At 60.0% G+C, this 11,695-nt stretch carries 11 protein-coding genes; 6 read left to right on the top strand and 5 right to left on the bottom strand.

Features of this window, described 5'->3' with window-relative positions; translation table 11 throughout:
• The first annotated feature begins 170 nt into the window (after nt 1–170).
• Nucleotides 171–1,136, top strand: a complete 966-nt coding sequence (locus PMI22_RS16105; protein ID WP_007945584.1) for a GlxA family transcriptional regulator — start codon at nt 171–173, stop codon at nt 1,134–1,136.
• 112 nt (nt 1,137–1,248) lie between these two features.
• On the opposite strand, the gene PMI22_RS16110 is transcribed toward PMI22_RS16105, so the two are convergent.
• The gene (locus PMI22_RS16110; protein ID WP_007945582.1) at nt 1,249–3,660 is read right to left on the bottom strand and encodes a penicillin acylase family protein; all 2,412 of its coding nucleotides are present in this window, start codon (nt 3,658–3,660) and stop codon (nt 1,249–1,251) included.
• Nucleotides 3,661–3,763: 103 nt separating this feature from the next.
• Nucleotides 3,764–4,342, bottom strand: coding sequence for a DUF6436 domain-containing protein (locus tag PMI22_RS16115; RefSeq protein ID WP_007945581.1), 579 nt, complete (start codon nt 4,340–4,342; stop codon nt 3,764–3,766).
• Nucleotides 4,343–4,439: 97 nt separating this feature from the next.
• On the opposite strand from PMI22_RS16115, the gene PMI22_RS16120 reads away from it, so the two are divergent.
• The gene (locus tag PMI22_RS16120; protein ID WP_007945580.1) at nt 4,440–5,387 is read left to right on the top strand and encodes an alpha/beta hydrolase; all 948 of its coding nucleotides are present in this window, start codon (nt 4,440–4,442) and stop codon (nt 5,385–5,387) included.
• Nucleotides 5,388–5,491: 104 nt separating this feature from the next.
• On the opposite strand, the gene PMI22_RS16125 is transcribed toward PMI22_RS16120, so the two are convergent.
• Nucleotides 5,492–6,244, bottom strand: a complete 753-nt coding sequence (locus PMI22_RS16125) for a DUF2059 domain-containing protein (protein ID WP_007945579.1) — start codon at nt 6,242–6,244, stop codon at nt 5,492–5,494.
• Between the two features lie 108 nt (nt 6,245–6,352).
• Between PMI22_RS16125 and PMI22_RS16130 the strand changes: the two genes are divergently transcribed.
• Together PMI22_RS16130 and PMI22_RS16135 are read left to right on the top strand one after the other, a co-directional pair.
• On the top strand, nt 6,353–6,985 hold the full coding sequence (locus PMI22_RS16130) for a 2OG-Fe(II) oxygenase (RefSeq protein WP_007945578.1): 633 nt from the start codon (nt 6,353–6,355) through the stop codon (nt 6,983–6,985).
• A gap of 2 nt (nt 6,986–6,987) precedes the next feature.
• Nucleotides 6,988–7,473 (top strand): DUF523 domain-containing protein, encoded by a 486-nt coding sequence (locus PMI22_RS16135; RefSeq protein ID WP_007945577.1) that lies wholly within the window; start codon nt 6,988–6,990, stop codon nt 7,471–7,473.
• Nucleotides 7,474–7,596: 123 nt separating this feature from the next.
• On the opposite strand, the gene PMI22_RS16140 is transcribed toward PMI22_RS16135, so the two are convergent.
• Nucleotides 7,597–8,181, bottom strand: a complete 585-nt coding sequence (locus tag PMI22_RS16140) for a transporter substrate-binding domain-containing protein (RefSeq protein WP_007945576.1) — start codon at nt 8,179–8,181, stop codon at nt 7,597–7,599.
• A 135-nt stretch (nt 8,182–8,316) separates the two neighbouring features.
• On the opposite strand from PMI22_RS16140, the gene PMI22_RS16145 reads away from it, so the two are divergent.
• Entirely contained in the window at nt 8,317–8,742 is a 426-nt protein-coding gene (locus PMI22_RS16145; protein ID WP_007945575.1) for a DUF4399 domain-containing protein, read from the top strand.
• A gap of 116 nt (nt 8,743–8,858) precedes the next feature.
• On the opposite strand, the gene serA is transcribed toward PMI22_RS16145, so the two are convergent.
• Nucleotides 8,859–10,088 (bottom strand): phosphoglycerate dehydrogenase, encoded by a 1,230-nt coding sequence (serA, locus tag PMI22_RS16150; protein WP_007945573.1) that lies wholly within the window; start codon nt 10,086–10,088, stop codon nt 8,859–8,861.
• A 204-nt stretch (nt 10,089–10,292) separates the two neighbouring features.
• Here serA and PMI22_RS16155 point away from each other — a divergent pair, with 204 nt between their 5' ends.
• Nucleotides 10,293–11,687 carry an FAD-binding oxidoreductase gene (locus PMI22_RS16155; protein ID WP_033049202.1) on the top strand — a complete coding sequence of 465 codons (1,395 nt, stop codon included), beginning with the start codon at nt 10,293–10,295 and terminating at the stop codon, nt 11,685–11,687.
• Nucleotides 11,688–11,695 lie beyond the last annotated feature (8 nt).

Raw genomic sequence — 11,695 nt, 5'->3', positions numbered from 1 at the left:
GCCTGCGAGGCTGCGTTCGGCTGCGCAGCAGTCGTAAACCCTGAACACGCGGTTTACCTGCAAGACCGAGGCGCCTGATTTCACGACTGCTGCGCAGCCGGACGCAGCCTCGCAGGCTCGGCAGCTGCTACAGGTCGTGTATTGGCTAACAACTGAGGGCGTTTCTCGCAATGAGTAAAACCATCGCCATCGTGATCTTCTCCGGCGTTCAGTCCCTCGACGTCACCGGTCCCATGGATGTGTTTTCTGAAGCCAATCGCTTCCTCGAACCGCAAGACCACTATCGGTTGGAGGTGATCGGCGTCGGGCACGGGGTGATGTCGTGTTCCAACGGTTTGTCGCTCAATGCTCACGCGCATTTCAGTGAAGCGCTGGAGGCGTATGACTTGCTGCTGGTGGCCGGTGGGCCGCAGTTGCCGTTCATGGATTTTGGCGGCGCGTTCGATGCCTGGCTGCGGGGTGCCTGCGCCCGGGCGCAACGCTTCGGCTCAATCTGCAACGGCGCGTTCATACTCGCCCGGGCCGGACTGCTGGATGGACGAACCGTGACGACCCACTGGGGCGACGCTGCCGCGCTGACACACATGTGTCCGTCGACCCGGGTCGAGGCGGATCGCTTGTACGTGCAGGACGGCGAGCTCTATACCTCGGCCGGTGTCACCGCGGGGATCGACTTGTCGTTGTATTTACTGGCCAGGGACCACGGGCCGGACGTTGCGCTAAACGTGGCCAAGCGTCTGGTGGTGTTCACTCAGCGTTCGGGCGGGCAATCTCAGTTCAGCCCGTTTCTCATGCCCCACGCCGAACCCACTTCTGTGGTGGCGATGGTTCAGCTCTATGTGTTGGCCAACCTCACCGGCGACCTGACCCTCGCTGACCTGGCGTATGCGGCCAACATGAGCACGCGCAACTTTTCCCGGGTGTTTGCCAAGGAAGCAAAAATCACCCCGGCGGAGTTCGTCGAGCGGGCGAGGGTGGACGCGGCGCGAGTGCTGCTGGAGAGCACGCATTCGCCGCTCAAGACCGTCGCTTATCAATGTGGGTTTCGTGATGCCCAGCATATGCGCAGTGTTTTCAATCGCAGGCTGGGGGTGACGCCGTGGCAGTTCAGGCGGAATTTTTCCGCAATGGTTTGAAGGCCCGTTCGCGAGCAGGCTCGCTCCCACAGATGACCGAGTTGCTCAGACAGACTCGATCCAATGTGGGAGCGAGCCTGCTCGCGAAAGCGGTCGTCCAGTCGCCGAAGATCTAGGGCGCAGCCCGCGCCGGCAAAAACTTCAACGTGCTGTGGGTATTGGCCGTGACTTCTTCGTCGTTGAAATGCGCCTCAAAGTAAACCCCTTCGACATACGCCTCGGCCTGGTCATCGTAGTGACTGTCGAACGGTACGCCGCTCTGACCGACCGGGTTGATGGTGAGGCTGTGAGCCGGGTCGGCAAAGTCGACCAGACGCCGCGTCGACGGGCCGTAGGTCACTGGCCAGGGCGCCGGACCGATTTTGGCCGAGAGGTTGTTCGGCACTTCATGCGTACCGGGTGCGGCGAACGGCCCGACGTTGAAGACCCGATCCAGCGGTTTTTGCATGCCCAGTGGATGGCCATGGGTCAGGGTATGCGCCTTTCCCCATTGCCACTGCGCCGAATCCGTACCCAGGGTGGTCTTGAGGTGGGCCATGCTTGCCTGCCAGGCCACCTTGACCGTATCGCCCCGGGTTTCCTTGTCGAGGGTGTTGCGATTGTCCCACCACGGTGAATCAGGCGTGGCAGCCAACCGTGGCAGTGCGGCGTCGATCACCCGGGTCGAGAGCAAGGTCTCGAAGAAATCATTCCCCAGCTCATCGTGCATCGTTGCGTCAGCCAGGTTGAACAGGAACTGGTTGAACAGCGTGGCGCTGGTGGAGTCGAGCGGGTAGTCGCCTTTCCATTGCGCCAATTGTTCCACCTGTTTGAGTTCGGCGGGATCGCTCACGACTTCACGCAGCACCGGCAACAATGGCGCCAACAGACGGGGACCGTAGGCAGTGGTGGTGCCCAGTTGCAGCTTCTTGCTGGCGTCGATGTCCCATTTCACATTTTTGTCGCTGAGCTGGTGATTGAGCTGCTGACCGCGATCGGCGAGGTTGTAGTAGCCGGGAATTTCCATGCCGGTCGGCGACAGGGGCTGGAAGTTGGCCGAGACGATGTAGCCGCGTGCCGGGTTTTCTTCCTGCGGGTTGGCGCTGAACGGGTGGAAGCCTTCCTTGTCCGCCTGATTGGTGCTGCCGTCGAGGATGAAACCGGGCTTCGACCCGGGCGCGCGTTTAGGCAGCAGCGCCGAAGCCCACCAGCCGATGTCGCCCTTGGCGTTGGCGTAGACAATGTTCAACCCCGGCGCCTGGACCTTGGCGGCCGCGGTGCGAGCCTTGGCCAGCGTGTCGGCGCGGTTGAGCTGGTAGAAGCCTTCGAGAATCGGGTTCGGTGTTTCAAGGAACGCCCACCACATGGCCACCGGCGTCTTGCCGGCCGCCGTGCCGAGTGCGTCGTTGATGATCGGGCCGTGGGGCGATTGACGCAGCGTCAGCTTGACCGCTTCCTGACCCTTCACGGCGATCTGCTGCTCGGTGTTGACCATGTCCACCCAGTTACCGTGATACCAGACCTGATTGGGGTTGTCCGGGTTGGTCTTCTCGGCGATCAGGTCCAGATCGTCATTCTGGAACATGGTCAGGCTCCAGCCGAAATCCTGGTTGTGGCCCAAAAATGCAAACGGCACCAACGCCTGATGGTGGCCGTAGAGCTCAAAGCCCGGCGCCGAGAGTTGCGCCTCGTACCAGACTGCCGGCGCGGCAAAGCGAATATGCGGATCGCCTGCCAGCAGTGGCTTGGCGCTTTTCGTGCGGTTGCCGGCAATCACCCAGGCGTTGCTGCCCTCGAACTGTGGCAGGCCATTGTCGGCCAGCGCCTGTTCGCTCAGGCGGGCGAGGGCGTTCAGGTCCTTCCAGTCAGCGGCGGACAGCGCCGATGCCGATTTGGAGGGCCCCTTGGCCAGCACGCCTTTGGGCTGCCAGTCGAGCTCGAAGATGTTCAGGTAGTCGGCGCCCAATCGGTCGCGCACAAACGTCAGCAAGGGTTCGGTGCGAAACGCTGCGGCAAAGCTGTACGCCATGTAACCGGCGACGCTGATGCTGTCTTCGGCCGTGAACGGGCGCTTGTGGATGCCCAGCACGTCGAACTCGGCGGGCGCCGCATGCGTGTCCTGATATTGATTGATGCCGTCCAGATAGGCTTCCAGGCCCTTCCATGCCGGCGATTGCCGATCCAGCGCGGCCACGTAGCTCGCGGCACGTTCGCGGATGCGCAGGCTGCGGAACAGTTTGTCGGTGTCGATCAGTTTCGGGCCGAGGATTTCCGCCAGTTCACCACGGGCCAGACGCCGCATGGCCTCCATCTGGAACAGGCGGTCCTGGGCCTGTACATAGCCGAGGGTGCGGTAGAGGTCCGCTTCGTTTTCCGCGCGGATATGCGGTACGCCGCGCTCGTCATAGCGCACCGTCACCGAACCTTGCAGGCGCTGCAACTCCACCTGGCCCTGGCGCGTCGGCTGCTTGCTGTATACGTAGCCGCCGACCCCGATGGCGAGCACGACGACCAGCGAGGCAAGTACGGTCAGGACGCGTTTCATGGTGACTCCTTGTTCTTGTTGGATTGCCGCCCGTGTGGGCTGCAAACATGTAACACAGACCTTCTGTGTCGGGCGTCGCGGTCCTGCAAAAGTCTGGAATGCCTTACTTCACGTCCACCGGCCAAGGGCAGTAACAGCCGATGGCCAGTGTATGGGTTGCGCTCACCGCGCGCCCTTCGCTCAGCGCTTGCAGAATGGGTTCGATGAAGCTGTTGTTCGAATTGCAGGTCAGGCCTTCGCTATACGGACCGAAATAGGCCAGGTTGCCGCTGCGGTCCCAGATTGCCACGGCCGGGCTGGCCGGAATCTGTTCGGCGCCCGGCAGCACATTGATGGTTTTCAGGCGGCTCAGCGTGGCGGGAAGCTGGCCATGACTGCCGGGTTTTTGCACGGCGTAAAACTCGATGCCCTGGGGCACATAGCGCTCAACCAGTTCGCTCAAGTGTTGTTGATTGCCGACGTTGCATGGGCAGGCCGGATCCCAGAAGTGCACCAGGCGGATGGCACCGGGGCCGGCGAGTTCTGCGGGCAGACGCAAAGGGTCGCCGGAAAACACCGCAGTGTGTTCGCTGAACGCGCGCAAGTAACGCCCTTGAAACCAGTCATACGCGGCCCACAAAGCGCTGGCACACACGAGGGCGAGCAGGCTGGCAAGCAGTGGGGTGCGGTAGGCCGGACGCATGGGTTTGAATCCTCGAAGGTCGGCTAGCTTGCCATGCTTGCTGCGACAGATGAATATCGCAGGCCTATAAAGTCTGTTTAACGCTCTGGAATCCTTCATGTCAGCCACTTTTGCCCCCGATCATTTGCGCGCCAGCCTGCGGCCATTGGCCGAACGGCAAGCGCTGTCGACCGAGGCCATGGCGTATCAACGCTTTTACGGCCTGGATTTTCCGGGTCGTACGCTGCGCGCAGGCCTGGGGCGTTTCGAGATCGATGGCTATGAATTGGTCAGTCAGTTCTGGTGGCCGGAGCGGGCGAAGGCGACGTTGTTTATGTTCCACGGGTTCTACGATCACACCGGGCTCTATCGCCATGTGATCGAGTGGGCGCTGGATCAGGGTTTTGCCGTGATTGCCTGTGACCTGCCGGGGCATGGGCTGTCCAGCGGCGAGCGCGCGAGCATCAAGGAGTTCGCCGAGTATCAGGACACGTTGGAAGGCTTGTTCGCCGAGGCGTTGTCCATCGATCTGCCGCAACCGTGGCACCTGTGCGGGCAGAGCACGGGCGGGGCGATCGTGATCGATCATGTACTCAATCAAGGTGCGAACAGCCCCGCGCAAGGCCAGGTCATCCTGCTGTCGCCCTTGGTCAGGCCGCGTGCCTGGGGTTGGTCAAAGCTCAGTTATTACCTGCTCAAACCGTTCGTCAAAGCCATCGCCCGGCGCTTTAGCGAAAACTCCAACGACCCTGATTTCTTGCCGTTCCTGCAAGCTGATCCTTTGCAGCCGCAGCGTCTGCCAACGGCGTGGGTCGGGGCGTTGGCGCGCTGGATCAAGCAAATTGAGGCCGCCCCCAACAGCCCGCGCCGGCCGCTGATCGTGCAGGGACAGGCAGACATGACGGTGGATTGGGAGCATAACCTTGGGGTATTGAAGGCCAAGTTCGATCGGCCTCAGGTGTTGATGTTGCCGCAGGCGCGGCATCATCTGGCGAATGAGACGCTGGTGATGCGCGAGGAGTATTTCGGGTTTTTGACCAAGCGGATCAAAGGCCGGAATGTTTAGTGGCTTTGATGGCCTCATCGCGGGCAGGCTCACTCCCACAGAGGAATGCATTTCAACTGTGGGAGCGAGCCTGCTCGCGAAGGGGTATTCACATGCGCCGAAAATTATTGGCTGAGGTTCGAAGTGCTTTGCCCTACCGCCAACCCCGCCCGAATCGCCGCCAGCGCCGCCTGGTAATAAGCCTGGCCCTCGGTGGATTCGGCAAACGTGGCGAACTCTTCCAGTTCGTCATCCGAGAGGTCGCGATAGACATAGAGCAACGTGTTGTTCAGGTCGCTGCCGATCTGGTCCATCAGGCGCTGACGCTGGCCGTTCAACATCCCTTGCGCCTGACCGCCACCCAGCAGGCCGGGGATCATTGAGCTCAGGCTGTCGGCCGCGACGCCGGCAATTGCCAGGCTGACTTCAGCCCCCGCCTCGCGAGCGGGCAGGGCCTGGGCCAGGTGGCCGATGATCAGTTGACGGCTGTCACTGGCCTGCATCTTCGGCAGGCCCTTGGCGTTTTTCGCCAATTGGTCGCGCCGGGTTGCCAACAGTTCGGCAGCCACGACTTTTTTGCCCAGGGGCGATTGGAAGAAGGTCAGTGCAGGTTTTGGGTCGGCCAGGCTCTTGCGCAATTGTGCTTCGGCGCGCTGATCGACGGACTGGGCAGCGAAACGCTGATTGCTGTTGGTGACCAACGCTTGAAACACCGCAGGTGGCAGGCTGCTCTCGTAGCGTTGTTGTGCGGCCGTGAGCGCGTCGTTGAAATGCGCGCGTTGCTCTGGCCAGCCGGCGACTTTATACAACTGGTCGTGGCCGTCTGCCCAAGCGGGCAAAACGCAGAACATCAACAGTGAAAAAAGCAACCGGCGCATAGGGACTCCTGTCAGCAGCCGACTATTCTCCGTGCGGCATCCGCACTTGTCGAGAATTCGTATCAACCCGCTGCGTGGCTCTGTCGGATTTTCAGGCACAGGAATACTATGCGCGGCATGCAAATACCCTCGGATCACCCGCTGCTGTTACGTATCGTTGACGACCTGGTTGCACGCGGCTGGTCGCATCAGAATATTTTCCTTCCTCAGGATCTGACCCGAGCGCTGGCGGCTGAGTGCCGTAAACGTGCAGCCGAGGGTGAACTGGCCCCAGCCGCCGTGGGTCGAGGCCCTTCGTCGGAGGTTCGCGAGGGGATTCGTGGCGACCATATCCAGTGGATTGATCCCGGTCAGGCCGAAGCATGCGACAGCTACCTGGCATTGATGGACAGCCTGCGCGAAGCGATGAACCGCAGTTTGTTTCTGGGCCTGGAAGATTTCGAAAGCCATTTCGCGCTGTACCCGCCTGGCGCGTTCTACCTCAAGCACGTCGACCGTTTCCGCGATGACGACCGGCGCATGGTGTCGGCGGTGGTGTACCTCAATGACGCCTGGCTGCCCGAGCACGGCGGTCAGTTGCGCATGTATCTGGATGAAGGCGTTCAATACGATGTCGTGCCCACCGGCGGATGCCTGGTGGTGTTTCTGTCGGGCGAAGTGCCCCACGAAGTCCTGCCCGCCACCCGGGATCGCCTGTCCTTGACCGGCTGGTTCCGGCGTCGGGGTAACGAGCCGTTCTGATCATGCAAAAGATTCTGGTAAGCCGATGCTTGCTGGGCCACCGCGTCCGTTACGACGGCGGGGCCAGCGGGCCTTTCGATCAGCTTCAGCAGTGGCTGGATGAAGGCCGGGTCGTGCCGTTGTGCCCTGAGGTGGCCGGCGGCTTGCCGACGCCCAGGGCCGCGGCGGAAATTCCCGGCGGGCAGGGTGGTGAAGTGCTGGATGGTCACGCCCGTGTGATCACCACCGAAGGCGAGGATGTCAGTGCCGAGTTTCTGTCGGGGGCTGGTCAGGCACTGGAGTTGGTGCAAGAGCACGGCATTCGCATCGCCGTGCTCAAGGCCAACAGCCCGTCCTGCGGGAATTTGCTGACGTATGACGGAAGCTTCAGTGGCGTGAAGGTCAGTGGCGAAGGTGTGACGGCGGCGTTGCTCAAGCGCCATGGCGTGCAGGTGTTCAGCGAACAGGAGTTGGCCGAAGCGGCGGCAGCACTGGGTTCTTTCGACTGACACTGAACCCCTGTGGGAGCGAGCCTGCTCGCGATAGCGGACTAACATTCAACCTCTTTGTTGACTGGCCTACCGCTATCGCGAGCAGGCTCGCTCCCACAGGGTTGTTCATTCAGCCTGAAATTATGGCTTCGGCGCCACGCTCGCATCCGCCGCAAACCACTTCTTCTCCAGCGCTGCCATCCGGCCATCGTCCTTGATCCGCTGCAGCGCGTTTTCCAGGCTGGCATGAAACGCCGGGTTACCTTTCTGAAACGGAATCGCCAGGCTCACGGGTGAGGCGGCGTTTGGCTTCTCGGCTGTCAAAGACTGCACCAGAAGCATTGAGCGCGGTTCATCTTTCTGCGCGAGCAATTGCGTATTGGTTTGAATGTAAGGCTCGCTGAAATCGAAACGATCTTTCAGATCCGGGGTCATTGCTATGTGATTGATGGCGACGTCGTACTTGCCGCTTTCTACGCCAGTCAATAGATCGCCCGAATCGGTGACGACGAAGTCGGCCCGGACATCGAGTTCGCTGGCCAGCAGTTGACCCAGCTCGACTTCGAACCCGGTGAGTTTGCCTTCATCCTTGAAATTGAAGGGCGGTGTATTGGCCTCCAGCGCAATACGCAGTTCGCCGCGGTCGTTTATGTCATCAATCAGTTCGGCATGAGCCAAAGGGCTCAGAAGGGGTAGCAAGCAGATCAGCCCAGGCAGAAAACGCATGGTCACTCCTTTGAATTCATTATCGCGATGCTCTGATTCAGGATCGCTTTGCTATGGTTGTCGAGAGCCTTCGACAACGATTGACCATGAAGTTGTCATGGTCACGCGGATTTTACGGAAAAACTGGAGAAGAGAATGAAAACGTTTATGTCTCGTGCTGCTTTGGCTGGCCTGCTAATGGGTGTTTCGGTACTGGCCAGTGCTGCTACGCCGGCCCCAGCCGGTGCTGAAGTATCCATCGTTTCTCCCAAGGACGATGCTACGGTTCCGCAAACCGTCGTCGTCAAGTTCGCCGTCGAGAACATTGCGCTGGCGCCCGCGGGCGACCCCACCAAGAACACCGGCCATCACCACTTGCTGATCGACGTCGATGAACTGCCGGCCGCCGGTTCGCCGATCCCCAGCGATGCCAACCACCTGCACTTTGGCAAAGCGCAGACCCAGGCTGAGGTAAAACTGACCCCTGGCAAACACACCTTGCAGCTGGAGCTGGGCGACAGCAACCACATGCCGTTTGATCCACCGATCGTGTCGGAGAAGATCACCGTCAATGTTAAATAAAAAAGGGAGCCCCTCGGGGCTCCCTTTTTTACAGCTACAAGCTTCAAGCTATAAGCCTCAAGTTAAAGCAAAAGCGAACTCACTTGCCGCTTGAAGCTTGCCGCTTATAGCTGCTTTTAGAACAACACTCGGCAACGAATGGTGCCGTTGATGTGCTGCAGTTTCTCTTGGGCGATTTCCGAGTAGTCGGCGTCGACGTCGATAACGACGTAGCCGACTTTCTCGTTGGTCTGCAGGAACTGACCGGAGATGTTGATACCGTTTTCGGCGAAGACCTTGTTGATCTCGCTCATCACACCCGGAATGTTCTCGTGGATGTGCAGCAGGCGGTGCTTGCCAGGGTGAGCCGGCAGGGCCACTTCCGGGAAGTTCACCGACGATACGGAGGTACCGTTGTCGCTGTACTTGACCAGTTTTTCTGCCACTTCCAGACCGATGTTGGCTTGCGCTTCAGCGGTGGAACCACCGATGTGCGGGGTCAGGATCACATTGTCCAGGCCACGCAGCGGGCTTTCGAACTCTTCTTCGTTGGAGCGAGGCTCCACCGGGAATACGTCGATGGCCGCGCCGATCAGGTGCTTGTCCTTGATCGCATCCGCCAGGGATTGCAGTTCGACCACGGTGCCGCGAGCGGCGTTGATCAGGATGCCGCCCTTCTTGATGGCGCGGATTTCCTTCTCGCCGATCATCCACTGGGTCGCAGCGGTTTCCGGAACGTGCAGGGTGACGATGTCGGACATGCCCAGCAGCTCGTGCAGGTTGCCGACCTGGGTGGCGTTACCCAGTGGCAGCTTGGTCACGGTGTCGTAGAAGTACACCTGCATGCCCAGGCCTTCAGCCAGGACCGACAGTTGAGTACCGATCGAGCCGTAACCGACGATGCCCAGCTTCTTGCCACGGATCTCGAAGGAGTTGGCCGCGCTCTTGATCCAGCCGCCACGGTGGCAGGAAGCGTTCTTCTCAGGGATGCCGCGCAGCAACAGGATCGCTTCGGCCAGTACCAGCTCGGCAACGGAGCGGGTGTTGGAGTACGGGGCGTTGAACACCGCGATGCCGCGTTCGCGAGCAGCGTTCAGGTCAACCTGGTTGGTGCCGATGCAGAAACAGCCGACAGCGACCAGCTTCTTCGCATGATCGAAAATCTCTTCGGTCAGTTGAGTGCGGGAGCGAATGCCGATGAAGTGCGCATCAGCGATCTTTTCCTTCAGCTGGGCTTCCGGCAGAGAACCGGTGAGGTACTCGATGCTGGTGTAGCCCGCCGACTTGAGAACGTCGACAGCCGATTGGTGGACGCCTTCGAGAAGAAGGAACTTGATCTTGCTCTTATCGAGAGAAGTCTTGCTCATCTGCGTAAACCTGTATCCCGGAGAAAAATGGCAGGAAATAGCCAGCAGACGCTGACCCGGACGGCAAAAAGGCCGTCACCGCAGATTGGCCGTTGGGCACTATGCTGCGGGGTCGTTATGCTAGCATATGCACCCCGCTAAACACTCATTCCTGCGACGTGAAGCGTTCTCAGGATGACCATGAATTGTTCGAGAGTTCTGTCGATGACCAATCCCGCCTTGATTGAAGAGCTGAAGACCCTGGTTGAGCCTGGCAAGGTGCTGACCGATGCCGACTCCCTGAATGCTTACGGTAAGGATTGGACCAAGCATTTCGCCCCGGCCCCGACCGCCATCGTGTTCCCGAAGACCACCGAGCAGGTCCAGGCTATTGTCCGTTGGGCCAATGAACACAAGGTGGCGCTGGTGCCATCCGGCGGTCGTACCGGGCTTTCCGCCGCTGCGGTGGCCGCCAATGGCGAAGTGGTCGTGTCGTTTGACTACATGAACCAGATTCTCGACGTGAACCTCACTGACCGCACCGCCGTTTGTCAGCCGGGCGTGGTCACCGAGCATTTGCAAAACGTCGCCGAAGAAAAAGGCCTGTACTACCCGGTGGACTTCGCTTCGGCAGGTTCCAGCCAGATTGGCGGCAATATCGGCACCAATGCCGGCGGGATCAAGGTCATTCGCTACGGTATGACCCGTAACTGGGTCGCTGGCATGAAAGTCGTGACCGGCAAGGGCGACTTGCTGGAACTGAACCGCGACCTGATCAAGAACGCCACCGGCTACGACATGCGCCAGCTGTTCATCGGCGCTGAAGGCACCCTCGGTTTCGTGGTTGAAGCGACCATGCGTCTGGACCGTGCGCCGAAAAACCTCACCGCCATGGTCCTCGGTACCACCGATTTCGACTCGATCATGCCGGTATTGCACGCGTTCCAGAGCAAGCTCGACCTGACTGCCTTCGAATTCTTCTCCGATAAAGCCTTGGCCAAAGTCATGGCGCGCGGAGATGTCCCGGCCCCCTTCGAAACCGATTGCCCGTTCTACGCGCTTCTGGAATTCGAAGCGACCACCGAAGAAGTGGCCAACCACGCCCTGGAAACCTTCGAGCACTGCGTCGAGCAGGGCTGGGTACTGGACGGCGTGATGAGCCAGAGCGAAACCCAGTTGCAGAACCTCTGGAAGCTGCGCGAGTACATCTCCGAAACCATTTCCCACTGGACGCCGTACAAAAACGACATTTCGGTCACCGTGTCGAAAGTCCCGGCATTTCTCAAGGAAATCGACGCGATCGTCGGCGAACATTACCCGGACTTCGAAATCGTCTGGTTCGGCCACATTGGTGACGGCAACCTGCACTTGAACATCCTCAAGCCGGATAACCTGAGCAAGGACGAGTTCTTCGCCAAGTGCGCGACCGTCAACAAGTGGGTGTTCGAAACCGTCGAGAAGTACAACGGTTCGATTTCCGCCGAACACGGCGTGGGCATGACCAAGCGTGATTATTTGACCTACAGCCGTTCCCCGGTTGAGATCGAGTACATGAAAGCAGTCAAAGCGGTGTTCGACCCGAACGGCATCATGAATCCGGGCAAGATCTTTGCTGTTTGATTTTCGAA

Origin of the sequence: Pseudomonas sp. GM21 (assembly GCF_000282215.1) — a bacterium.
Taxonomy (GTDB): domain Bacteria; phylum Pseudomonadota; class Gammaproteobacteria; order Pseudomonadales; family Pseudomonadaceae; genus Aquipseudomonas.
The sequence above is the reverse complement of the archived record's forward strand: the minus strand, read 5'-3'. Positions and strand labels throughout refer to the sequence as shown.